The organism is Undibacterium umbellatum (assembly GCF_014284125.1).
Classification (GTDB): Bacteria; Pseudomonadota; Gammaproteobacteria; order Burkholderiales; family Burkholderiaceae_D; genus Undibacterium; species Undibacterium umbellatum.
On sequence record NZ_JACOFX010000002.1, the window covers coordinates 542453 to 566971 of the forward strand.

The 24519-nt window shown below is 49.7% G+C and carries 25 protein-coding genes; 9 read left to right on the forward strand and 16 right to left on the reverse strand.

Annotated features, from left to right (window positions below):
- The 5 genes from H8L47_RS06845 to H8L47_RS06865 form a co-directional block, all read right to left on the reverse strand.
- Positions 1 to 783, reverse strand: a complete 783-nt coding sequence (locus H8L47_RS06845; protein ID WP_230413625.1) for a hypothetical protein — start codon at positions 781 to 783, stop codon at positions 1 to 3.
- A complete protein-coding gene (locus tag H8L47_RS06850) occupies positions 780 to 2165 on the reverse strand; it encodes a hypothetical protein (RefSeq protein ID WP_230413626.1) in 1386 nt (461 codons plus the stop codon). The genes H8L47_RS06845 and H8L47_RS06850 overlap by 4 nt, the downstream gene beginning before the upstream one ends.
- A 178-nt stretch (positions 2166 to 2343) precedes the next feature.
- Positions 2344 to 2676 carry a hypothetical protein gene (locus tag H8L47_RS06855; protein WP_186952600.1) on the reverse strand — a complete coding sequence of 111 codons (333 nt, stop codon included), beginning with the start codon at positions 2674 to 2676 and terminating at the stop codon, positions 2344 to 2346.
- A gap of 555 nt (positions 2677 to 3231) precedes the next feature.
- Positions 3232 to 5661: a DUF4214 domain-containing protein gene (locus H8L47_RS06860; protein ID WP_186952603.1), complete on the reverse strand. Its 2430-nt coding sequence runs from the start codon at positions 5659 to 5661 to the stop codon at positions 3232 to 3234.
- A 246-nt stretch (positions 5662 to 5907) separates the two neighbouring features.
- The gene (locus H8L47_RS06865) at positions 5908 to 6804 is read right to left on the reverse strand and encodes a LysR family transcriptional regulator (protein WP_186952606.1); all 897 of its coding nucleotides are present in this window, start codon (positions 6802 to 6804) and stop codon (positions 5908 to 5910) included.
- Positions 6805 to 6925: 121 nt separating this feature from the next.
- Between H8L47_RS06865 and H8L47_RS06870 the strand changes: the two genes are divergently transcribed.
- The 6 genes from H8L47_RS06870 to H8L47_RS06890 all read left to right on the forward strand — a co-directional run bounded on the left by H8L47_RS06870 (position 6926) and on the right by H8L47_RS06890 (position 10950).
- Complete coding sequence (locus tag H8L47_RS06870; protein ID WP_186952608.1) at positions 6926 to 7585, forward strand: DsbA family protein; 660 nt, start codon at positions 6926 to 6928, stop codon at positions 7583 to 7585.
- A gap of 318 nt (positions 7586 to 7903) precedes the next feature.
- Positions 7904 to 8107 carry a GFA family protein gene (locus H8L47_RS30500; RefSeq protein ID WP_456243382.1) on the forward strand — a complete coding sequence of 68 codons (204 nt, stop codon included), beginning with the start codon at positions 7904 to 7906 and terminating at the stop codon, positions 8105 to 8107.
- Positions 8107 to 8598, forward strand: a complete 492-nt coding sequence (locus tag H8L47_RS06875; protein ID WP_186952611.1) for a DUF7000 family protein — start codon at positions 8107 to 8109, stop codon at positions 8596 to 8598. The genes H8L47_RS30500 and H8L47_RS06875 overlap by 1 nt, the downstream gene beginning before the upstream one ends.
- 199 nt (positions 8599 to 8797) lie before the next feature.
- Positions 8798 to 9346 carry a peptide-methionine (S)-S-oxide reductase MsrA gene (gene msrA / locus H8L47_RS06880; RefSeq protein ID WP_186952614.1) on the forward strand — a complete coding sequence of 183 codons (549 nt, stop codon included), beginning with the start codon at positions 8798 to 8800 and terminating at the stop codon, positions 9344 to 9346.
- A gap of 15 nt (positions 9347 to 9361) precedes the next feature.
- On the forward strand, positions 9362 to 9787 hold the full coding sequence (locus tag H8L47_RS06885; protein ID WP_186952616.1) for an HIT family protein: 426 nt from the start codon (positions 9362 to 9364) through the stop codon (positions 9785 to 9787).
- 116 nt (positions 9788 to 9903) lie between these two features.
- Positions 9904 to 10950, forward strand: a complete 1047-nt coding sequence (locus H8L47_RS06890; RefSeq protein ID WP_186952619.1) for a hypothetical protein — start codon at positions 9904 to 9906, stop codon at positions 10948 to 10950.
- 39 nt (positions 10951 to 10989) lie between these two features.
- On the opposite strand, the gene H8L47_RS06895 is transcribed toward H8L47_RS06890, so the two are convergent.
- From H8L47_RS06895 to H8L47_RS06930, 8 genes are all read right to left on the reverse strand, one after another.
- Positions 10990 to 11592, reverse strand: coding sequence for an SRPBCC family protein (locus H8L47_RS06895; protein WP_186952622.1), 603 nt, complete (start codon positions 11590 to 11592; stop codon positions 10990 to 10992).
- Positions 11589 to 12167: a dual specificity protein phosphatase family protein gene (locus tag H8L47_RS06900; RefSeq protein ID WP_186952626.1), complete on the reverse strand. Its 579-nt coding sequence runs from the start codon at positions 12165 to 12167 to the stop codon at positions 11589 to 11591. Before H8L47_RS06900 ends, H8L47_RS06895 begins: the two co-directional genes overlap by 4 nt.
- Positions 12157 to 12663, reverse strand: a complete 507-nt coding sequence (locus tag H8L47_RS06905; RefSeq protein WP_230413627.1) for a hypothetical protein — start codon at positions 12661 to 12663, stop codon at positions 12157 to 12159. Before H8L47_RS06905 ends, H8L47_RS06900 begins: the two co-directional genes overlap by 11 nt.
- A gap of 14 nt (positions 12664 to 12677) precedes the next feature.
- Positions 12678 to 13808, reverse strand: coding sequence for an MGDG synthase family glycosyltransferase (locus H8L47_RS06910; RefSeq protein ID WP_186952629.1), 1131 nt, complete (start codon positions 13806 to 13808; stop codon positions 12678 to 12680).
- Between the two features lie 111 nt (positions 13809 to 13919).
- Entirely contained in the window at positions 13920 to 14555 is a 636-nt protein-coding gene (pdxH, locus tag H8L47_RS06915; protein ID WP_186952632.1) for a pyridoxamine 5'-phosphate oxidase, read from the reverse strand.
- Positions 14556 to 14593: 38 nt separating this feature from the next.
- Positions 14594 to 15127, reverse strand: coding sequence for a hemerythrin domain-containing protein (locus tag H8L47_RS06920; protein ID WP_186952634.1), 534 nt, complete (start codon positions 15125 to 15127; stop codon positions 14594 to 14596).
- A gap of 72 nt (positions 15128 to 15199) precedes the next feature.
- Complete coding sequence (locus H8L47_RS06925; protein WP_186952637.1) at positions 15200 to 16075, reverse strand: class I SAM-dependent methyltransferase; 876 nt, start codon at positions 16073 to 16075, stop codon at positions 15200 to 15202.
- Positions 16072 to 17490 carry an FAD-binding protein gene (locus H8L47_RS06930; protein ID WP_186952639.1) on the reverse strand — a complete coding sequence of 473 codons (1419 nt, stop codon included), beginning with the start codon at positions 17488 to 17490 and terminating at the stop codon, positions 16072 to 16074. Before H8L47_RS06930 ends, H8L47_RS06925 begins: the two co-directional genes overlap by 4 nt.
- Positions 17491 to 17616: 126 nt before the next feature.
- Here H8L47_RS06930 and H8L47_RS06935 point away from each other — a divergent pair, with 126 nt between their 5' ends.
- From H8L47_RS06935 to H8L47_RS30225, 3 genes are all read left to right on the forward strand, one after another.
- Positions 17617 to 18360, forward strand: coding sequence for a helix-turn-helix domain-containing protein (locus H8L47_RS06935; RefSeq protein WP_186952642.1), 744 nt, complete (start codon positions 17617 to 17619; stop codon positions 18358 to 18360).
- A gap of 72 nt (positions 18361 to 18432) precedes the next feature.
- Positions 18433 to 19245 carry a tRNA cyclic N6-threonylcarbamoyladenosine(37) synthase TcdA gene (gene tcdA / locus H8L47_RS06940; protein WP_186952645.1) on the forward strand — a complete coding sequence of 271 codons (813 nt, stop codon included), beginning with the start codon at positions 18433 to 18435 and terminating at the stop codon, positions 19243 to 19245.
- Between the two features lie 247 nt (positions 19246 to 19492).
- Entirely contained in the window at positions 19493 to 21124 is a 1632-nt protein-coding gene (locus H8L47_RS30225; protein WP_186952647.1) for a methyl-accepting chemotaxis protein, read from the forward strand.
- 66 nt (positions 21125 to 21190) lie between these two features.
- Here the strand turns inward: H8L47_RS30225 and H8L47_RS06950 are convergent, their stop codons facing one another.
- From H8L47_RS06950 to H8L47_RS06960, 3 genes are all read right to left on the reverse strand, one after another.
- Positions 21191 to 21943 carry an energy transducer TonB gene (locus H8L47_RS06950; RefSeq protein WP_186952650.1) on the reverse strand — a complete coding sequence of 251 codons (753 nt, stop codon included), beginning with the start codon at positions 21941 to 21943 and terminating at the stop codon, positions 21191 to 21193.
- A gap of 394 nt (positions 21944 to 22337) precedes the next feature.
- The gene (locus H8L47_RS06955; protein WP_186952653.1) at positions 22338 to 23378 is read right to left on the reverse strand and encodes a GMP reductase; all 1041 of its coding nucleotides are present in this window, start codon (positions 23376 to 23378) and stop codon (positions 22338 to 22340) included.
- Between the two features lie 178 nt (positions 23379 to 23556).
- Entirely contained in the window at positions 23557 to 24486 is a 930-nt protein-coding gene (locus H8L47_RS06960) for a metallophosphoesterase family protein (RefSeq protein ID WP_186952656.1), read from the reverse strand.
- Between the last annotated feature and the right edge of the window lie 33 nt (positions 24487 to 24519).

Here is a 24519-nt window from a genome sequence, read left to right on the forward strand (position 1 = left end):
TTATTCTTTTTCGGTATTGGGGGTGAAGTCAGCGCCGGTGTTTGCACTTGCATCGTTGTTGGCAACAGGTGTTTCCACGCTTGCTACATTTATTTCTGTAGCAGTTTCAACTTCAGCTGGAGTTTCAACCACAGGTGCGATGACGGCTGGTGTGCGTGGTGCCGGGATGTGGAATATATCTGACAACGCACCATTAATGATGCGGTCTTTCAGGGTGTCGGTATCCATTAGCAGATCCAGCAGCGGGCCTTCCAGGATCAGGTCGGCCTTGCGTTCGATAAATCCTACGCGTGCCAACTGACCCAAGTTCATGTCCATACGGGTTTTCTTGCCCAGCTTTTCACCGAAGTCTGCCAGCAGGGCGCGGTAAGAGATGCCTATCGAAGTGTCCTCTGCACGCGGCATGGGTTTGTCTTTGCCGAACATATCATTCTGGTCTTCTTCTGCCAGTTGATGGGCTTCCTGCCGTTCGCGTTTGGGCAAAATAATCAAGGACCACAAGACCACCAGTAAGGCCACGCCATCGCGGGCCAGGCCAAAATTATTATTCTGCCAGGTTTCTTTGGTGCCAAATACCTTGGATTCGCTATCGCGTGTCAAGGCCAGAGTGACATAGTCTGCATACACATTATCGACAAACTTCATGCCGCAGGCTTTCAGGCGTGTGTCGATCTCGGTACGAAATAACTCATCCGACAAGGCGCGTTTAACCAGCTTGTCTTCACGGCGCAGGGTCTGGTGCGCCAGCAAGCGGGCGATCAGGATTTGAGCATCTTCGATCATGGTGTTTCTCTAGTCTGTACAGGCGGTGCTGGTGGTGCGGATGGGTCGACGGGTGCAGATGGCTTTGCTTTACCGGCGGTAGTGGCTTCAGTAGGGGCACTCAGGCTGGCGATCGACATTGCCGCAACATGTTCATCATGCACCTTGTGCATTTTGTCTTTGGAATTGAAGACCAGTGGCAGGCGTGCCAGTATCCCGGTCGCACCCTGCAAGGCGGATTCATTGGCATCTCCCAGCAAAGGCAGCATGGAGGCGCGGTATGAGGCAATCGAAAAATTCGACGGTAATAAAATATCCTGCAACGAGATAGGTTTTTCCGATGCATCAGCCTCAGTCAGCAAGGCCAGCCAGTGATCAAGCTCATGCAGGGCATCGCTATCATCATTGGCAATTGATGGTGCATTTTCACCAGCAGGCAAAGCACCGACAAGTGCAGAGACGCGGTGGCTCAGTAATTCGCTCTCGGCTACATCGATCATTTCCGATGGCGTAATAAACATAGGCGTCACCGGTTTGGCCAGCGCATCATCTGCTAATGCAGCCAGATCATCTTTTTGCAGCAACCAGGTTTTGATATCGGTAGTCGACAAGCCAGACTGACCCAGGTGCACACGCTGGCGTTCAATTTGGTTCAGTGCCCGCGAGAACATACCCTGCATATTCAACAAGGCACTCTGTGCACGGCCTATCGCCTGTGCAGCCCTGTGGGTTGCCGCATCGGCACGGCTGTCATTGGTGATGGCGTGAATGATCTCCGAGCCTTTTTCTACCCAGTCGCAGGCGGTATGCCATTTTTGCTGTGCAGTGCGCAGCTGGAACTCCGAACCTGAGGCAATCGCATCCGAGAATTCTTCCGTCAGTTCAATCAGGCGACCCAGCAAGTGATGCAATTGCTCCACCGAGACGCCACCAACTGCCTGGGCACCAGCGACCTGGGTGAGCATATAACTCATCTCAGCCTGGTCATTGTTTTCTTCGACGTGCAGCAAAGACTCTATCGCTGCTAGTACGTTACGGGCTGTCGGTGCGATGCGGTAGACCGACTGGCTGGCATCCCAGATCAGCAAGCCGGTTGAGCGCAGGCGCGACAATACCGTCTCCAAAGCATCTGCTTCGAGATATCCCAGTTTGGCATTGATATCCGCCCGGCTCAGCGACGGTGTTTCCACATCCGCTGTCAATTCCCGCAAAACCAGCAGGCGCAGCAATACGCCGTTGAAACCGCCATGGAACAAAGCCGTGAAAGCCTGCAATACAGGCTGGCCACGCTTCAGGGGGAATACAGCGGAAACGTCTTCGGGAGTAATACCAGGCTTGAAATAGGTCTGCAGAGCGAGATCGTCTTCGTTCTGAACCTCAGCTTCGTTACTTAAATTTTGCATGCTGGCATTTTAACCGCTTGCAGCCTGCTTGAATATTGTCAGGATTTTAATTTTTTCTGGTGCTACTTAAGAAAATGGATGTAACATGCTTATCAAAAATACATTTCTTAAGACTTTGCAATAGAATATTGATAAATATACTAAATTTTTATTGCAAGTATATTAATGTCTGCATGAATTAATGCAGGCGCGACCTGTCGTAACGGTGTTCTATGATTTGCAGAAGCAAGACTTCACGTTCGGTTTCATTGGCATGTAACAGGCGAGTCACCGCTTTGCGCGGTACCTTGAAATAGCGGCGGCGGTTGGCGCGCATGTCCAGGGTACGCCAGCCTTTGCCAGTCAGCCATTCCCATTGTTCATAATCAATAGGTACGATCAATTGCATTTTCAGACGTTTGTACACAACGGTGCTACCAAACGCCGGTTTTGGGCCAGGTGGCGGCAGTTCGCGTTCATGACGCATTCTAAAGATGGTTCTGAAGCCGTTTTTGATAACGTCAATTAACATGGTGTTCTTATTGAAAAGCAAGGCGGTAGTAATTTGCTTAGTTAAACACTGGCATCCATGATTTGTATCTTGAATGCAGGCGGATATTTAACTGACTGTTTGCTGGACAGCCTGCAAATTGCTGTCAGCAGTAAATTCGAGTGAAATATTTTAGTCGTATACCGAGTATTTACTGCAGTTCTCTTGTGTAAGTTTGTGTAATCTTTGCGCTGGGAAGTTACATTTTTTCACGTTTTTGCAGTTTTATTCTAATTTGCAGCAGCTTGCCAGATTTAAAAGCAAGCCGCTGCTATTTTGATACTGAGTATTGCTGGTGCTGTTTTGTATTTTTTATTCAGGACTTACGCAAAATTGTCCCAGCAAGGCTATCGCTGTGGGAAACCGCTCTTGCAGGAGCGGTTCGTTACGTTGGCAGACAACATATTGTCTGAAACCCCAACTACACCGTAGCGACGAAGACAGTACTTTAGTACGCGGCTCCTAGGAGAGGAGCTGCAACGCAGCTGGGGCGGTTTTGCGTAAGTCCAATTATTGTTGAGAATGATGTTCGTCGGACTATTGGAGATAAGGCGTATATGCGATGCCGTATTGTGTAGCGGATGCTGTCCTGGCCTTGTTTTCCTGACTTTCTGTAAAACTTGCCAGCACACCTGCAAGGTCTATGCGCTTGGCTTGCACCTCTGCCTTCCAGTAATCATAGCCGGCCTGGTCAGGTTGCCGGCCCAGGATATTTCTATATAAAGTTGTCAGGAAAATATCTGTTGATGGAGTGGCACCATACAGCGTCTTGAATTCTGCAGATTGCATGAAACTGGCCGCGACATTGAGTAGGCTGGTCCCCCTGTCCATCTCCTTGATCCAGTAGCCTAGCCCAGCCAGGTCTGGCACGCGGCCAAAAGCTGCCTGGTAAATGCGATAGGCCTGACCAGGTTGGCCTTCGACATCAAATGCAACTGTCACGTCCTTGAAGGCGATGCGTGCAGAGGCTGGAACGGTCTGGGTCGCGCTGTTGCCAGACTTGTCAGTAATTGCATAGCCGCTGGCAGTTTTGGAGATCGTATAATTCGCCAGGTCGCCTTCGAACCCGGTGGAATTGACAGTGAAATTATGAGGTTTTCCCCAATGAGAAAAGAAGCGTCCCTGGTACTGGTTGCGGGCTATGGCGAGATAATCCCCTGCTTTGGAAAAGGCAACACTGATGCTGCCCTGATTACCATTGATGAAGCCAGTTTGCTCATCCACCAATTGTGCAACATTGGCAAACTTGATATTGTTGAATTGCCAGCCTGAGATACCTGGCGTGGTATACACCGCGGCCCCTGAGTCACTAGTCACAATAAACCTAAAGTTGACGGTGCTGCCAGCATATTTACTCAGATCCACCTTGATGTGGCCAGTCGCTTGTGGGCTCGATGTCCCTTTTTCTGAGAACACGTCAGACCAGGCGGCACCGTCATTGGTCGAAACTTGTGCTTTCAAATACTCGCCAGGTGTGGCATAGCCAGTTGTTTTATCAAATTCGACTTGTCCACCTGCTGCGATGAGCAGCTTGTTATTGCAGGCCAGGGCCTGCAAGCCAAAGTCGCCGTGGAAAAGTACGAAGTTGCTATTACCAAATGCGGAATAGCTGGTAGCGGTGGTGGCAGTCCAGCTTCCGACGCCGTTCTTGACTGTCCAGGTGTCCGGCACAGGTGCTTTAAGGTAAGTCTTCAATTCATAGCCAGACGCATCTGCTACTGGCTTGACCTGGAAAGCCAAAGGTGCATTGACCTTGACGCTGGCACCCGCACTGATCTGGGGTGTGGCTGCCCCTGGCGTAGCGACTTCCGGATCAAAAACGATCACATTATAGTTAAATGTATGTGCAGCTCCCGAGATGCGCACATCAGCCAGAGTCACAGAATAAGACTCGTCACTTGATGGCTTGCTCGCCTTGCTGCCATCGGTCGTGCCCTGCAGTAACCAGACCAGCGTGTTCTCGCCATATCCCTTTGTCTGGGGCTCTATGGTCACAGGGATATTGACCCCCGCTTTGCTGACGGTGAGCCTGGTATTTGAGAAATCAGCATCCCTGTATGAAAACGACCAGCGGCCATAAACCACCGGGTAGGGGATATAGCCTTTTGGTGGCCAAGCGATAAAGTCATCGCGCAGCTTAGGACGCGCCATAGCAGCATTATTGTCAAAGACCCACAAAGAGTTGGCTGAGTAAAGAAAGTTGGCGCTGCCGCCAGCAGAGCCAGGTACGCTGCCTGATCCCATGGTTTGGGTTTGTGGATGCAGCAACCACCTGCGGTGTCCAACTGCTGCATTATTGCCACCGCTGTCCGCCAGGTAGCCATTCGAAATGGCATCAGCGCCAGCATTACCCAGAGCCAGATTGGAGCGACCGGCAGCCTCGCCACCATCGGCAGTATAAAACTTCCAGTTTGATGGCGGAGTATGCGAGAGTTGCCCATTGACGCTCATCATGAATGCCGCTTGCTGGCTCTTGGCTGAATAAGTGGGATCAAATGCAACGTTGGCGGGTACACCAGCCATGGCCCGAATCAGATTGATACGTAACAAGGTAGCGTCCTGATACTGCGTGCCGGGCGTGCCTGCCTTGCCAGTTGCGTAATCCCCGGTCCAGTTCATCGCGACATTGTCTGACTGCGGGTAGAGGGTATTGTAGGCATTTCTCACCATTTCCCGGTTTTGAGTATCAAGTACCAAGGGCGGCAGGAGGGTGGCCGGAGCTGGTGCAGGCCGGGACTGGATGGGCCAGTCTTTGTTGAGTGCCTTGAATTGCTCCAGAGTGAGCGGTTCATCAAGCTGTATGGTGGCACTGGGCTGACTTTCCGTAGTGGCAATCGCTACATTGGCAAGTGGCGCAGGTGCTGCCGGTGACTTGCTTGACTGTCCTTCCTCGGAGGTGCCTGCACCACCACAAGCCGACAAGAGTAGGATCAGCAAGGCAGATAGACAGGGTTTTATGTTTGCCATGTATGGATTGTTGCTTGCTTCATTGAGTGAAGTTTGCGGTAACTTGTACGCGGGCATACTTATTCTTTTCATATGTTATAAGTGCTGGCAATTCTTGGAGGTGCTGTTGATCTGTGCACTGATTTTTCATCAGCACCGGGCAGGGAAAAGATAGCATGGAAACCAATTCATCCCAAATTCCGCGGCGACAGCATGCATAGGCAATCAATCTGGCGTGTTTTTTATCCAGGTAACAATAGTGGCGCGCTAAGCTGCATCCAAAAATTGCGCCAGGGCCTCAATGGCAGCTCTCACCTTTTGCGGTTGCAAGCCACGTTTCAAGGTCACCGCGAAAATGCCCGCCCCAGGAAGTTGCCATGAGTCCAGTACAGTCACGAGGCGGTTTGCCCGCAAATCCTGGGACACTGCATAGCTGGGCAAACGTGCCAGGCCCATGCCCTCAACAGCCATGTGCACCAACAGGCGCACGCTATCAGTCATGGCTGATGGAGGCAAACTGACTTTGACGGTATGACCTTCCTTGTTCTTCAACGTCAGTGTGGTCGGGTCACTCAGGCGTGTCATCGCAATGATCTGATACCTGCTCAAATCTTCCGGGTGCTGTGGTATCCCGGATTTTTTCAGGTAGGCAGGCGAGGCGACCAGTACTTCATGCAGATCGGCGAGCTTGCGTGCCACCAGCGATGAATCGCGCATCCAGCCAGAACGTATGGATAAATCAATTTGCTGGCTCGCCATATCGACGATATTGTCTGCTACCTGAATGTCCAGTAATAACTTTGGGTGGGCCCTGGTCAATGGATGCAGGGCAGGCAAGATGATGTTTTCTGCCACATCAGAGGCGGCAGAAATGCGCAGACGGCCTGCGATTTCACCCGAACTTTCTGCAATCAATTCCTGTGCCGCCTCAGCGGCTGCCAGCATGGCCACACATTGCTGGTAATAATCCTGGCCTACCTCGGTCAGCGACAGGCGGCGCGTCGTCCTGTGTAGTAGTCGCACCCCCAGTTCAATTTCCAGTTGCGAGACTGCCGCACTCAGCACCGAGGTTGCCAGGTCAAGTGCCCTGCTGGCAGCTGAGAAAGAGCCGTGGCGCACCACTTGAGCAAACAGGGCCATGCGGCGTAATTGATCAAATTGCATTATTCGAAAAATATCTATGAGATTGTTCTGTTTTACCGAAAGATGCTTTCCATCATACGCACTTTTTCCCTTGCCGCCACTTGCTTAAAATAGCGACAGATATTCAAAACAGGAGCAAGGAATGAGCATCAGACTACATATGATTTTTGACCCCCTATGTGGCTGGTGCTATGCCGTCAGCCCCTTGCTGAAACGAGTGCAAGCCCACTTTCTTGGAAAATTGCCGCTGGTGTTTCATCCTGGTTTATTGTTTGACCAGCCGAATATCATCCCGCCGAGCTATCGTGAACATATCATTGCGGCTGACCAGCATATCGCCACCTTGTCTGGCGTGACTTTTGGCAATACTTACCTGGACAGGGTCAGGAACATAGGCGAGCTAAGTTATTATTCCGTACCATCGGCAACAGCCGTCATGAGCCAGGCAGATGCATCGGGTTCCGCTGCATTGCGCATGCTGGAGAAAATCCAGCATGCGCATTACATCGATGCGGCTGACATCAGTGATTTCCAGGTCTTGAGCCAGTTGGCGATGGGTTTGGGGCTGAGCGCCAGCGACTTCGAGGCAGCGTACACGAGAGCAAAAGCAGATTTGCCAGCTCTGGCGCAGATGGCACATCGATTATTACGCCAGGCCGGCGCTCAGGGTTTCCCCAGTTTTGTTCTGGAAAGCCAGGGAAAATTTCAACGCTTGAATCATAGTGTCGCCTACCAGGACAGCACGCGCTTTATCGCGGAGATAGAACAGGCGCGGGAGATAGCGGAACTGGCCGCCTCTTGAAGCTATTTGCAGCATTTTGTCAGTTGGTTGGCATAAACTCCATAAATGTAAGAAAATGATCTCCATACAGACTAAGACTGTATACACAAGGAGAACATCATGAACATGACATTGACTGAATTTGCCACCCTGGGAGGCGGTTGTTTCTGGTGCACGGAATCATTTTTATGAAAAAACATCCGATAAATCAATAAGATAGGTTTTTGTTAAGGAAGTTTTGCCATATTTTTGGCAAAAATTCTTCGACCCTGTCAACTGTTGCACGACGAAGTTTGTCTTGATTGCCATGAAAATGCAGTATTCTTGATGGAATTCCCCATGATCAATGGTAGTTGCTGTTGCGGCTCAATCAAATTTCAATTGACTTCACCCCCGAGCATGATGGGCATGTGCCACTGCTCTCCCTGCCGTAAGGTTGGGGCAAGTGCTTTGGCATTCGTAGATAAGAGTTCATTCAACTTACTTGAGGGGAAGGAATTTATTCAAGGTTATGTGTCAGCAGATTTTGGAGGGAACGGGTGATGCCGAGTAAAAGTCTAAATTCACGCATATCGGCTTATAAAGCCATCTTCTCGAATGGAGAATTCCAGCGGACCTATCAAGATCTAGTTGGTATTGTTCAAACTCTAAGAACTGAATTCTCTAAGAAATACAAAAGTGAATACTCGACTGCGAATGTGTTGCATGGATATGTAGATTTCACGTACTTCTACTTGCAAAATGATTACCTCAAGAAGAAAAAGCTAAAGCTTGCGATTGTCTTCAACCACAAAAATGCAAATTTTGAGCTATGGCTTCTTGGGCAAACAAAAGATGTGCAGGTTCTCTATTGGAAAAAACTAAGGGAAGTGAAGTGGGTCAATGAGGGGGCAATGCCAGAGTATTCAATTTTCGAAGTTCCCCTACTTTTAGCCCCAGACTTTGATAACTCAACCAAGCTATCAGAGTCCATTCACAGTCAATTTAAAACGCTGTCCAAGGAAATTTTCAACACGCTGGCGGCATACGAGTAATACCATTGACTTTTTTGTTGACACGGACACGGAACTTGACCTGCTTTTCTTTGGTCTTGTTCTGCCACTGAACTTGTGTTAATCCACGCGATAGGGCAAACATTGGCAGGCCCCAATCTTTGGCGATTTTCTGCCAAATTTTAGAGCACTTTTGACCGTTTTGTCAAAAGATACGGAACAGTCTGAAAGGAGAAATATTATGGAAAATCAACAAGTTATAAAGCTTGAAACCATCACTTTGGGTGGTGGCTGCTTCTGGTGCACTGAAGCGGTATTCCAGCAAATCCGCGGCGTATTGAAAGTAGTGTCCGGCTATTCTGGTGGTGCTGTGCATCAACCCACCTATGAGCAAATTTGTACCGGCAAGACCGGGCATGCAGAAGTGGTACGCCTGACTTTTGATCCTGCCATCGTCAGCTACCGGGATTTGTTGGAAATCTTCTTCACCATTCATGACCCCACCACATTAAACCGCCAGGGTAATGATGTGGGTACACAGTATCGTTCTGTGATTTTCTTCCACGACACGCAACAACAAAGCCTGGCAGAGCAAGTCGTCAAGGAAATGGCTATGGTCTGGGATGATGAGATCGTCACGGAAATCAGCCAGGCACCGATGTTTTATCTTGCCGAAGACTATCACCAGAATTATTTCCGCCAGCATCCGCAGCAAGGCTATTGCTCTTTCGTGGTGGCGCCGAAAGTCGCCAAGGCGAGAAAGATGTTCGCCAGCAAACTGATGGTCTGATGAAAGTGTCGATTGATGCCTACCCTGTTTGAAAGACTGATCTCTGGTGAGCTGCCCTGTGCCAAAGTGTATGAAGATGCCTTGGTGTTTGCTTTCATGGACGCCGGGCAAATCAACCCCGGCCATGTACTGGTTGCCAGCAAACAGCCTTATGTGACACTGATGGATGCGGATGCCACCACTGCCATGGCGATGATGCGTGCCGCACATGCGATTGCCAGGGCAGTTCAATTGGAATTCCAGCCCGATGGCATGACCATCTTGCAGGCGAATCGCGAAGCTGGTTGGCAAACCGTGCCACATCTGCACTTGCATGTTTTGCCCCGTTTTCACAATGACTGTGTAGAACTTGGCTGGCCGCGCAAGGAGCCTGGCCTTGATGTGCTGCAGTCTTATGCTGCACGCTTGCAGTTGACCCAGGAAATTTTGGGTTTGGCTTAAGCATCTCCAGCGCTACCATCAGAGTGTTGTTCTTGTCAGACAATTAAGCTGATGAGTTTGTTTTTTGCTATGATTCCACCATGATGAATTTGTATGAAAATCAATGGGGGAAGCCGATGTCTGATCTTTTTAGAAAAATACTGTGCTGCCTACTGCTGATGTGTGCTGCGACCGCGCAGGCAAGCATCAGCAAGATAGATGAACCTGTCACTTTGCAATTGAACCAGTCATTTCAAATCGCCATTCCTGGAGTGTGCAGTACAGTGCTCAAGGACCAGTTCAATTTGGTGGAATTGCGTATCAATGGCGTGTTGACGCAATTAAAGCCCCTGGATTGCAATCCAGATCCTGCGATGAACAAGCTGAGTTTTTTCTTGCCTGAGCAAGACGGTAGTAATACCGCAGCGCAGCGCGAAGCTTTGATGGGTTCACCATGGCGTGAACTCAAAAACAATTTTCGCCGTGATTTGCCATTCAGCGTCAGCTTCAATAATGGTGCAGGTAATTCTGTTTTGGCGACAGGAACTTTCCGTTACCAGATATTGCAACCAGCTTACATCGTGGTCGGCTTTGGTTTTATTTTTGCCGTGGCTTATGCCCTGCTGAGACTTGGCCGTGAATCAGGCTTGCTCAGGGATACTGGCACAGCGGCAATTGCCAAACGCTCATACAGCCTCGCCAGGGTGCAGATGGCATGGTGGTTTTTCATCGTGTTTGCTTCTTATGTGTGGCTATGGATAGTCGGGGAGGGGATTCCCGATATTTCTACTCAGGCATTGGGCTTGATGGGGATAGGCAGCGCGACTTATCTGACTGCTGCAGGTGTGGATTCCAGCAAACAAAATCAGTTTGGCGAGAGCAAGGGTTTTTTTGACGACATCATGAGTGATGCGCAAGGCCTGGCACTTTACCGCTTTCAATTGCTGGTATTTAATATCTTGTTTGGCGTACTGTTTTTTGTGTATGTGATACAGCATGTCAGCATGCCTGACTTTGACGGCAGTATCCTGACCTTGCTGGGCATGAGTTCAGGTACTTATGCTGGTTTTAAAATTCCTGAACATGTACCAAAGCCATCAGACGCCAGTGCCAGTAGCGGTACTGTGATTGTTACTAGCACCAGCAGCGTATCCAGCAATGGCAGCAGCACAACAACAACTTGATTCGAGCCGGGAAGCAGGGGAGCTATGACTCCCCTGTGTTTAGCGCAGCTTGTTTCTCAGTGCATCCATCATTTTCGGTATGCTGTCTTTGCTCATGCTATCAACGATCCAGCCCAGGCCCAAGGGGACAGGTCCGGGATCGGTAAATACCTGGTATTTGACGACAGTCTTTGCAGGGTTGCTGACCAGGCTAGAAAGCTCCCATAAACCAGAAGTGTCTGCAATCGTTTCTTCCTGTTTCAATCCTTCCCATGGCTGCAATTTCCAGCTCAGATTGCAGGTGGCAGGGCTGACTTTGGGTGTCATTTTCAAACGGTATTTTTTGACTTTACCGAGCGGCAGATGCAGGGTGAAGTCCACCAGGGCAGACTCATCTGGCTGGCGCGTGACCTTGGCGTTGGCAGTATTTGGCATGAAGCTGGGGTAATCTTCATACGCCTGTATTGTCGCGCACACTTTGGCGACCGGGGCATTCAGGATAGTGCTTGCCACAAAAGTCTTGCCATTGCTGTCAGGCTTGCTTTGATCAATTAACTGCACTTCGGTTTCATTGAATTTGCTGGCATCCAGCTGTGCTGCCTGCGCACTCGACAGTAATAATAATCCGGCCGTAATGCCGATTAAAACAAATACATGCTTCATGGTTGACTCACACCTTCACGTATTTTTTCTATATTCACTTTTTTCAGATACTTGGGGATATTTCTCCACATGCTGTGGTAGCCATAACCACCTTTTATCAATTCTTCCATTGCCTGTTCTTTACTCCAGGCCTGATACAGGATTCTATACATGGCTGTCACCAGGCCGGTGCGGTCGGCGCCATGCAGGCAATGCAGCAGCACAGGGCCATCTTTCTCGGCAGCCTTGATTGCCCGCAAGGCGGCAATGACATTCTGGTCATTGATACTCCAGGTATTGATACCTACCCGTTGCAGCCTGATGCTGGAATCTTTGAGTAACTTGTCGTCTGAATGAAAGGAGCGCAAGCTGACCACAGTCTTGATACCAAGTGACTGCAGCAAGGCGACATCTTTGCTATCCAGCTGGGCGCTACGATAAAAATCCTGATGAATACGGTACAGGTTTTGTGCTTCTGCTACTGGGGTGGCCCAGTCAGCAGGACGGTTTTCTTGTGCACTGGCGACATTCGTTGTCAGGAGAAAAGCAGCACAAGACAGTGCAGCCAGACTGACAACGAGTCGTTTATTTTGCATTTTTCTGATCTTGTAGAGCATGGTTTTTATACGAAAAAATGTAGAGAAAAGTAGCACCAAAAAAGCCCAGCCAATAATCGGTAGGCAAACCCAATAACCAGTGTACATGCCAGGGAACATCATGGGCGCTGAATCGTGAAATGCCGTAAGCGGGGTTCATGACAAACCATAAAAAATCTTCAACTATCCAGAATGTGATGATATTGGCGATGGCGCGGCATTCAAGTTTCACGGACCATTGCTGCAGCATTGCAAAGGGAAAATGAAAAAACAGCGTAATGAAGGGAAACACCCAGGCATGATAACCCGTCATGGCCCGGCCACCCCAAAAGATGTCCAGCAACCAGTGTTTTTCTATGCGCCAGGTGGGCAGATTGGCAGCCCAGCCTGCACTGCCTTCTATCTGGATTTCTACCTGAGCAAAAAACAAGGCCAGGACACAGACAAAGGTAAAGCAAAGCAGGAAGGGCTTGAATGAATTGTTGGCAGATTTCATATTCAAACCAGGTCTCAAACCGGTGTATCCAGTATGGTTCGTAAGACTTGCATTGCTGCCTGCGGACGACCCAGCGCTTGTGCCTTGACATGCATGTCGTGTAATTTTCCCGGGTGCTGCAGCAGGTAATTCAGTCTATATGCCAGGCTGATATCGTCATAGGCTTTCATGGCAACGCCCTGTTCCAGCAAAAAGTCGGCATTGCGTTCTTCCTGTCCTGGAATCGGGGAGTTGACGATCATCGGCAGGCCCATGGCCAGGCATTCAGACGTAGTCAGACCACCTGGCTTGGTAATGACCAGATCAGCGCAAGCCATCAGGCGTTCCACTTTATCGGTATAACCTTGAGGTAACAAGCGTCCAGGGAAACGCAATGCCAACTTTTGCAGGGCTTGCAATGCCGGTGCGTTTTTGCCAGCCAGGACGATAAGCTGGAAATTGCCTGGCAGTGACAGCAGTCGTTCAGCAACTTCATCCAGACCGCCGAGGCCAGCACCGCCACCCATCAGTATAAAGGTTTGCAGTGCAGGATTAAGGCCAAATTCTCCCGCACAGCCAGTCCTGTCAAGGTGCTGCGTGAAGGCAGGCATGATGGGAATACCGGTGACATGGATGCGTTCACTCGGGATTCCAGACGTGCGCATGCGGTCGGCTACTTCTTCACTGGCGGCAAAATAACCAGCCATATGTTCGTGTACCCACATCCTGTGCAAATCAAAGTCGGTGACTTGTACCCAGACCGGGCAATGCAGTCTCTCTTTGCGCAACAAGCGGGACAACATTTCTGCTGGCAGGAAATGGGTGCAGACGATGACATCTGGCGCAAAGTCGGCAATTGCTTGCAGTAGAGGGCGAGCATTTAGTCGTTCTATGCCACGCCGTAGCTTTTCCATGGTGCTGTCAGACTGCGCTTCATTGCTGGCATGGTAGAGATAACCCCACAGCGTCGGCGCTTTATTGACCAGTTTGATATAAAAATCAGTATAAATCTTGCGGAATCCGGCGGTGACAAAATCCATCACATCCAGATGCAAGACTTCAGTGTCAGCAGGGTATCCCAGCGATGTTGCCTGTATGGCCTCGGCGGCGCGCTTGTGACCGGCACCAGCGGAAACGCTTAATAACAAGATCTTTTTCGTAGGCATGGACTTCGGTGTGGGTAAAAACACCGAGAATACCACGGTCTGTAAACCATTATGCCAATTTGGCCTGCTGACTATCACCTGCTCGGTTAGTAATCAGCGACCTGGATTGCTTTAAGGTTGCAGACGGGAAATTTTCCACCCACCATTTTCATCCGATGCATAAATGATACGGTCATGCAGGCGCGAACTGCGTCCTTGCCAGAATTCGACGTGGTCTGGTATCAGCCGGTAACCACCCCAATGTGCAGGGCGTGGTGGGTTATCGCCAAATTCAGCAATTACGGCGGCGAGTTTTTGCTCGAGTTCGGCACGGTCAGCAATAGGCTGGCTTTGTTGCGAAGCCAGTGCACTTTGACGGCTACCTAACGGGCGGTTATTGAAGTAGGCATCATTTTCAGCGTCGCTGAGCTTTTCTATGCGGCCTTCTATGCGTACTTGTCTTTCCAGCGGAATCCAGAAAAACAGCAGGGCAGCATGCGGATTGCTTTCCAGGTCCTGGCCTTTGGCACTATCGTAATTGGTGAACCAGGAAAAACCGCGCTCATCGAACTCTTTGATGAGGACAATGCGTGAGCTTGGCCTGCCTTCAGGATTGACCGTGGACAGGGTCATGGCATTTGGTTCTGCTACATCAGCTTTCAAAGCTTGATCAAACCAGTTGGCGAACTGACTGTATGGGTCGTCAGTGACATCGGATTCAGCCAGGCTGGCTTTTTTGTAGTCAGTGCGGATATCAGCTACGGACATGGTTTTCCTCGATATGGTATTGATAAACTAGTTAATTTTTATGCGGCAATGCCACGCCTTGCCTGCATGGCTGTACCGAGCGCTGACATTTGTGCATCAGAAAACAGGCGCTTTGCCATGGGGGCAATTTGAGTTTCTTCTATTTGCATGTGCTCGCTGTAAAGGACTTGAAAATCCTGAACCGCCCTGGCAGACAGGGATGCCGCACTTGCTGCGGCAATGGCACTGAGCTGTTTCTCCAGTTGTTGCCACTGCGCTGCCATATCTTCATGCTGACCAAGAATTTTTGGCAACAGCGCGGCTAGCAGCCTGGCATCGTCGTCTTTGGCGGTCACTTGCAGTTCCGGCAAGAGATTAATTTCTTCATCTTCGTGATGCAAAGGCGCTGCCTTGGTAAAGTAATTCAACACAGACTGGGCAGCCTGCTGGGCTTCTTTGTCGGCCCCGTGAGTGGGCAAGTGGTCCAGCAACTTGGTCATGGTCGCCAGTTGTTTGCGTATGCGATCATGGCAATGCTTGAGTACTGCCAGGGGCTGATCAAAGCCTGGGGCACTGTCGAATAAAGTATTCATTTTCACTTTGCGGCTGTGTGAGTATGCTCATTATGCAATAGACAGGCTACCCCTGCTTGCGTCATATCAAATTCAGGCGTGCTGGCAGTCAGCCAGGCAAATATACTCACCGGCAATAGCTTGGCACTTGTTTGGCTGCTGGGATGCAGCCGTGCTTTCTTTCAAGTCGTTCAGATTAAAACCATGTTGCTGCAGAAATCTCGCAACCTGGTCTTGCGCCATGCCTGACAAAAAAGGCTCGGCTTTTCTCTCGAGGAAAAAATCAATGATTTTGCTGGCCGGACGGAAATTAGGCCGGCCATTCGTCTGGATTTCCATCCACGTAAAAATCAACGAAGCATTCGTGCTTGCCAACTGTATTTGCTGCAAAAAGCTGGCTACATCGCTGCTCGTTAAATACATCAGCAAGCCTTCTGCGATGAACAGGGTCTTCAGGTTCGCATCAAAGCCCTCACACTTTCTTAATACATCTGCCAGATTTTGTTTGCCCAGTTCAGCGGCAATATAGTGAATACGATTTTCCTGTGATGCATTTGCCGCTGCACGCTTGACTGCCTGCGTTGCCGGGTGATCGATTTCTATCAGCCTCAAGTTCTTATGTTGCTCAGCCAATTCCATGCACAAGGTATCGTAACCCGCACCAAGCAAGACGATCTGGTGCGTGCCGGCAGCGATAGATTGCGCGGTGTATTCCCTGATCACCTTTTTGCGTAAGACATAGTGCAGCAAGATACCAGGAAGGGTGATTTTCTCTGCCGCATAGACCAGTGTGCGAAACCAGTGCCGCGCTACCAGGCTGGCCAGGCGCGGATGGCTGGCACGTAATAGACCATGGCCATGCGCGGCCATGGTAGCAGGCACCATGGCGCGATAGTCTGGATCAAGCGCCAGCATTTGCACTCCTGCGGCAACGATCAGCGCAGTGTTGCTGGCTTGATCCGCCTTCATGCTGCCTGCTCCAGGTGCGCAGCAAACATGGCTGCATGATGCTGGAACCAGGTGCTCTGGAATAGCAGTTCAGGGTCAAAGCGGTGTTTGTAAGCGAGGAAGTTTTCAAAATTGGGATAGCAATGGCGAATTTGCTCCGCCGTGGCAAAGCGACCATAGGTAAGATAAAAACTGCCATCGCGTTTGATCGCCAGATCGATCAAGCGGCGGAAGGCGCTACCGGTTGCAGTAATGCCGCATTCAGTATGTTCCGTATGCAGATTAAAAATAACACAGGCATAGTCTTGCCTGGCCCAAGGCATAAAGCTCTCTGTATCTGCCTCTATCAAACGCACTGTTCCGTAGATGAGGTCAACACCATGCTGGCGAAAATCCTGGGCTGCATCACGCATGAAGGCTGGCAGTTCAGCTTTTGGTACATACAATTCACCGATCATCTCCGAACCCTGATGTCCGAGCAGGCTGTCAATCTGTTTGTGATAGCCATTCAGATAAGTGGTTTGTTGCAGCCTGTCACTCCAGTAAGTCTGGCCAGAACTGGCCATATAGTGCTGGGCATAGCAATCAAAGGCACGGCTCTTGTCCACATGGGCGAGTACCAGCAATTGTTGCCATTGTTCATCACTGAGCGCATGCTCTTCCTTGATGTTGCTTGCATGAGATACAGGGCAATAACAGGAAAATACACCGCGCTGTAAAAAGTCAGGGCTGGCTGGGTCGATGGCGAACTGGAAGTCTCCATAGACATAGCCAGCGTCTATACGTTGTGCAAACGCGGGCATCAATTCCTCCAGCGAGATGATACTGACATCGCGACGCATTTTTTGTCTTTTCGTCAGACGCAGACTGACTTTGGTAATGACGCCAAACATGCCATAGCCACCGATGGCAAGCCGGAACAGATGATTGTTGCTATCGCGGCTGCAATGCAGCAAATTGTTTTCAGCATCAAGCAGGCTGAAGCTTTCTACATCATCAATGAAGGGGCGCATTTGCAAACCACGTCCATGCACATTGGCAGACAGACAGCCGCCTATACTCAGGTCATCGGCCCCCGTTTGTTTTTGCCGTATGCCCCATTGATGCGCGCTGTCTTTTTGTGCTTCTTCAAGGTAGTCAATCAGCGCTGGCCACTGTATGCCAGCCTCGACCTCGATGATGCCCAGTTCGCGATCGAAATTGAGCACCTTGTCCATGCTACGCATGTCCAGCAAGATGGCATTTTCTGCAAACTGTTGCCCACCCATGGCATGCTTGGCTGCACTGATGGCAATTTTCCTGCCCAGGCTTTTGGCTTTTTCCAGGGCGGTGGCCAGTTGGGGGAGGCTGCTTATTTCCTTGATTTCGCTGACCGTAGTCAGGTTCAGGGCGGAATGGACGTCGTTGACCATGTTTGTAGGTTCAGGTTTGTGCATGTTCTTCTCTCCTTGATAGAAGATTGCATTTTGCAATTTTAGGTATTGATATACAATCTAATAAAAAATGGTATTAAATATCAATACTGAAGGTCATTTGTCTTCTATCCAAAGAATGGACCCATCATGAACCTGACTAAACAAATCACTATTGCCCTGAAAAAACATCTGAAGCAAAAAGGTCTGACCTATGCGCAATTGGCAACCCATTTGCAGATCAGCGAAGCTAGTGTGAAGCGTCTGTTTTCTGAGTCCACATTCACAGTGCGCAGACTGGAATCCATCTGTCAGTTGCTGGAGCTGGATTTTCTCGAACTGGCAAGGCTGGCTCGTGGACAGCAAGAATTGAAGGGGGAACTATCAGAATCGCAGGAGCAAGCTCTGGCAGAACAGCCCAGGTTGCTCGGTGTGTTTTACCTGTTGCTGAATCAATGGCAAGTCAAGGAAATTGCCAGGCAATTTGAGATCGCAGAAACCGAGTTATTACAGTTATTGATGAGGCTTGAGCGTCTTGGTTTGATCGAATTGCATCCAGCCAACCGCATCAGATTGCTGACCCACACCACCCTTCAATGGCGTGAAGGCGGACCTATACGCATGAAATATCAGTCGCAGGTCATGGAAGAATTCTTGCAAAGTGACTTTCACGAAGAACTGGCAGTATTGCGTTTTGAAACCCGCGAACTTAGCCCAGCGTCGATTGCCGTATTGCAAAGAAAAATGACGCGCTTGTTGACTGAATTTAATGAGCTGGCAGATATTGATGCCAGCTTGTCATCAGAGCAAAGACAAGGCATGGCATTTTTGATGGCGACCCGACCCTGGGTCTTCTCTTTATTCTCTGATTTAAAGCGCAAAGCAGGGCGCTAAAGTCCCACCTTGCCATGCATCAAGTAAAATAGCGCCTGCTTACAATGTTCAGCCTTTAGGCGCAAATTTCCTATGCAAGATGTACTAGATATCGATTTTGACCGCCGCTTTGGCGGCATCGCCCGTTTATATGGAGCTGCTGCACTTGAACGTTTCAGGCAGGCACATATTTGCGTCATTGGCGTGGGCGGTGTTGGTTCCTGGGTGGTAGAAGCCCTGGCGCGCAGTGCGATAGGGCGCATCACCATGATAGACCTCGACAATGTCGCAGAATCGAATATCAATCGCCAGATACAGGCCAATACCGAGACCGTAGGCAAAGCCAAGGTGACGGCGCTCGCAGAACGCATTGCCCTCATCAATCCCTATTGCCAAGTGAATGAGGTTGAAGACTTTGTCACACCAGACAATCTTGATGTCATGCTGGGCCAGCCAGGCTTCGATTATGTGATTGATGCCATAGACAATGTGAAAGCCAAGACCGCCCTGATCGCGTACTGCCGCCAGCATACCATTCCGTTGATTACCATAGGTGCTGCAGGCGGGCAGACTGATCCCGGCAAGATAGAAATCCGCGATCTTTCACGTACCGAGCAAGAGCCATTACTGGCACTGGTGCGCAAGCGCCTGCGTCAAAACCATGGTTTTCCGCGTGGTGCAAAAAGCAAATTTGGTATTGATGCAGTGTTTTCCATGGAAGCCCTCAGCATGCCGGAAACTGCTGAAGTTTGTGAAGTAGGTGCAGACAACAGTTCAGGCGTCACGGGCTTGAATTGTGCCGGTTTCGGGTCATCTATCGTCGTCACAGCCTCCTTCGGTCTGATGGCTGCTGCACAGGTGCTGCGCAAATTGGCCGCTATCGATACCAGCAATAAGTCTGATTAATTTCCATCTCCTAGAACTATTTTTGCACGGAAACAATTTTTCATACTTTGTGGGAAAAACAACTCAGGGAGTTGTAAAAGTTTAGTCAGATCTTGAATTGTTGCCTCTTTGCACTTACAGTCAATTTACAGACGAGTGTATCTTGCTCAGTGTTTTACCCCTGGTTCTGCTACTTCAGACCAGATTCAAATATTCTGTATTGTAAGCATGGTATTTCATGTTCAACCTGGTGTTTACGGAGGTGAGTATGTTTCAGGATATACGCATTAAGACCAAGCTTATTTTCAGTTTTATCTTGTTGACGGCATTGGTATTGTCCATCGGTGTGGCTGGGTATCTTAGCCTGAATGCCAGCAATAATTCGATCAAGACTGTTTATGACGACAGGCTGGTCGCCCTGGGGCAACTGGATACCGTCATGCGCCTCATCATGCGCAATCAGGTCATTGTCGCCAAGGCCATCACGGATGATCAGGAAAAAATCGAATCCCATATCGCAACAGTCGAAAAAGGCAAGGCCGATGCCAGCAAGATATGGTCAGAATACATGGCAACTTATCTGACTCCGGAAGAAAAAGTCCTTGCTGAACAGTTTGCTGCCAAGCGCAAGCAATTTTTGGATGAAGGATTGAATCCTGCATTAGCTGCCTTGAAAGGCAAAGATCTAGATGCCGCTTCCAAGTTATTTCATGCTAGGGTGGATCCTCTGTTTTTAAGCATGAAGGAGAACATGGATGCTCTTATACAATTGCAGCTGAATGTTGGTAAAAAGGAGTATGAAGCTTCGCAAAGCTTCTTTCACAGCTTCCAGATATTTGTAGCAATCTTTATTGTTTTGTCTGTACTGTTTGCTAGTTTCATGGGTGTCTGGCTGGTCAGCAGCATTTCGCGGCCTTTGAACTATGCAGTCGAGATTGCGAATAATATTGCAGCGGGCGACTTGCGTCAGGATATTCAGATCACATCCAGAGACGAGGCGGGCGAATTATTGCAAGCTTTGTCCAATATGAATCAGAGCCTGATCAGTATCGTTAGCCAGGTCAGAACCAGTACGGATACCATTTTTACCGCGTCGAATGAAATTGCAACAGGCAATATGGATTTGTCTGAACGCACTGAAAGCCAGGCCAGTTCACTCGAAGAAACTGCTTCTTCCATGGAGGAGCTAACCTCCACAGTGCAACACAATGCAGCCAGCGCAGCGCAAGCAAATCAACTGGTCATGTCTTCATCTGATTTTGCCAGCAAGGGCGGGGATGTGGTTGGGCAAATGGTGAACACCATGGGAGCCATCAAGGACAGCTCACGCAAAATCGTCGATATCATTGGTGTAATTGATGGTATCGCCTTCCAGACCAATATTCTCGCGCTGAATGCAGCGGTAGAAGCTGCCCGGGCGGGGGAGCAAGGCAGGGGCTTTGCGGTGGTTGCTTCCGAAGTGCGTAATCTGGCACAAAGATCGGCAAGTGCCGCCAAAGAAATCAAGCAATTGATCGGTGACTCGGTTTCCAAAGTCGATGCAGGTTCTGCACTGGTGGATGAAACCGGCGTTACCATGGACCAGATCGTGACCTCGGTCAAGCAAGTTGCAGACATCATGAGTGAAATTGCGGCTGCGGGTGGAGAGCAAAGCCGTGGCATAGAACAGGTGAATGTGGCAATTACCCAGATGGATCAGGTCACCCAGCACAATGCCGCCCTGGTAGAAGAAGCTGCCGCTGCCGCCCAGAGTTTGCTGGAACAAGCTGATAATTTACATCAGGTGGTCGGTGTATTTAAAATGAATAGCATGCCAGAAAACAATAGCGGCAAGGCCGCAAAATTCAAGAAAGCAGAAGCCGCCAATCAGGGGCAACGGCAGGCTTTGCGACTGGGTTAAGCATGCAGCGCGCGTAAAAAAGCCAGCCTGGATGTATGCCAGGCTGGCTTTTTTTTGATTGAATTTTTAATTGTCGAGCTTGAAATTAAATTCCAGCAAGGTGGTCAAGGGTTTTGAGATAGGGGCATATTTCCATTGAGAAGCTGCGGCGATCACTTCCTTGTCAAAATGCTTGGGTGGGTTGGCCTTGACGATGTCTACGTGAGAGACTTTACCGTCTGTATCGACATGCACGCGCGCACTGACCACACCTGATGTCACGCCAGCACGAACCGCAGTACTTGGGTATTTAGGCTGTACGCTGGAGACGACTTTCAAGGTCAGGTTTTCTACCGGGGCTGGTGCTGGGGCTACTGGCTTGGGAGCTGCAGCAACGACCACGGGTGGTGGTGCCTCTACAGGTTTTGGAGCAGGTGCTACCGCCGTGGCGGAGGCGGAGGCAACTTTAGGCGCTTCCTTTACCTTGGCAGCCAGTGCTTTGGCTTCTGCTGCCAGTTTGGCCTCTTTCGCTTCCTTGGCTTCCTTTGCCTCTTTCGCTTCCTTGGCTTCTTTCGCCAGTTTTTCTTCTTTGGCTATCTGCGCAGCACTCTTAGTGGATGCCATATCCATCCACTTGGTAACGTCCGCAGTATCGCCATGTTTAACCGGATTTTTCACCAGGCCAGTAGGCATGCTAGCAGGAGGCGATGATTCGGAGGCACTGGCAGCAGGAGCAGGCTCTGGTGTTTTTTGACAAGCTGTGATGAGCAGCGCACTGGACGCCAGCTTGAAAGTAAGAAATGACAAAGTCCCCGTTTTTTTAATGACTACCGTTTTCATATCACTCCAGGCAAAAAACTGTTGTAAAGCTAAAGTTAAAACGAAGCAAGATACAGACCCATGGCGAAATGTCAGTTGCGCCCTAAAATAGTGAGCGCTGCTAGGGCTGCATTATTTTGGTGCACCATTAATTTATCCGCTGCTGCGAAAATTTTCATAAATCCGAACGAGTATCCTGCCATGGATATACTTGCATAGCAATATTCAATTCACAGAAGTGAATGAAATCATGAAAATTCAGATATCAGAAATACTTTGTTCGTGCAAAGTCATGCAGGAATTGTGCCAAATGTGATCTAAATCATATAAAACCTTTAAATTCTGAAAAAAAAGCCAACTTCTTTTGAAGCTGGCTTGATTTGATGAAGCAAAACTACTTTTTCCTGGATGAGACTCAGGATTTTCCGAACACTTCATTCAATTGCTGGGTTACCCGGATGAAAGTCGTACGCTTGGTGAGTTCCTTGAGCTTGTGCGCGCCGACATACGTACAGGCTGAGCGCACTCCACCGAGTATGTCTTGTAAGCTTGTCTCAACCGCGCCACGATAAGGTATCAATACCTCCTTGCCTTCAGATGCACGATATTTCGCAACACCGCCTGCGTATTTATCCATGGCAGCGCGGCTGCTCATGCCGTAAAAGCGCTTGAATTGCTGTCCATCACGTTCGACCAGATCACCAGCACATTCATCGTGACCTGCCAGCATGCCGCCCAGCATGATAAAGTCTGCACCTGCACCAAATGCTTTGGCCAGGTCACCCGGCACAACACAGCCACCATCAGCGCAAATCTGGCCGCCCAGGCCATGTGCAGCATCGGCACATTCTATGACTGCCGATAGCTGTGGGTAACCCACGCCCGTCATCTTGCGGGTTGTGCAGACCGATCCAGGGCCTATGCCGACCTTGACGATGTCGGCACCGGCTAGTATCAGTTCTTCAGTAATGTCGCCTGTGACAACATTGCCTGCCATGATGGTCAGGTGCGGGTAAGTGGTGCGTACTTTTTTCACGAAGTTGATAAAGCCTTCGGTATAGCCATTTGCCACGTCTATGCAGACATACTCTATGGCATTTTGCGCACGGGCCATGACAGCAGAGAACTTCTCGAAATCGGACTGGGTAATCCCCATGGAATAAAAGGCTGTCGACTTCTTTTGCAAGTTAGAGAAATACTCAACCAGTGCATCTTCGTCATAGTGCTTGTGTAGGGCGACCGATAATTGATGCGCGCCCAGCGCAGCGGCCATTTCCATGGTGCCGGTAGAATCCATATTCGCTGCAATGATGGGAATGCCGTGATAAGTCTTGCGCGAATGATGAAAAACAAATTCGCGTTCCAGATTGACTTGGGAGCGGGAGGTGAGGGTGGACCGCTTGGGACGTATCAAAACGTCCTTGAAATCCAGCCTGAGGGTTTCTTCTATATGCATGACGACTCCAGTATGCGCCTGGCGGGCGCGGGAAATCACGACTTGTCACAATGATGCGCTCAAGTCGTTGGGCCGTACTTGAGTATAGTGCATAAATTTTCCACGGCCCGATCCGTTTCCTTAATGATTAATATAAGCCAGGACGTATACTGTTGCCCTAAAGAAATATGTTAATCAATTAATGGCAGATTCGCTTGCCCTTGTCGGCAAAGCTTTGGTCTGGTATCGGCAAGAATTCCCATTCATAGGATTTGTCATGCAGGTCCAGCTTCAATACTCCATGGGCAGAATTGTCTCGGACTGCGGTTGCCCCCTTTGGTAAAAACATGGGTGTCAGTTTGGCGCCGCCCGTACCAACGATAAAGCTGAGTATGCCATTCTTGTCATCCCTGTCGCCATTGGCGTCAAGCGGGGCAAAGCGTTCATAATTATGGTCGTGCGAAGTCAGCACGATATCCGCCTTTGCTGCTGCCAGCATCGTCCAGGCTTCCTGCATGTTTTTGTTGTTGCCATGTCCACCAGAGCTATAAACGGGATGGTGCCAGAAAGCCAGCGTACAGTTCTGCTTGTTGTTGGCCAGTTCTGCCTTCAACCATGTCAGTTGTTCTTGCATCTGGTTTTTATCGACATTGCTATTGAGTGAAAGAAGCAGCCACTTGCCCAATTGCGTCGCATAGTAGCCACGCCTGTCTGGCCCGGCCAGTTCTCCAAAGTAGTTGTAATAACCCAGGGCTTTGGGCATGCCGTAATCATGGTTGCCGGGTGAGGGCAGGGTCTTATCCTTGAAACGTCCCCAGGTTGGCTCATAACACTTGTTGAATTCTTCGGGTTTGCCAATCGGATAAGTATTGTCACCCAGGGTAACTACCCTTGCTGTGCTGTCTTTTGCAAGCCCGGTAGCAATCAATTCCGCAGTTCTGGCTGCCATGCTTTCCAGGGGAGATTTTCTCTTGCAATCGGCGATGTCGCCAGCAGCATAGATGGTGATGCTGACGGGTTTTTCTAAGTTTCTTTTGGGGGCTGGTTTGGCTTTATCGGCAGCGTGTGCGGGCGAGACGGGCAGGAAAAACAGGGTGGAGACAACAACAGCCAGGATGGAAATACGCATGAATTCTTCTTGATTACTAGGGCAATGCCAGGT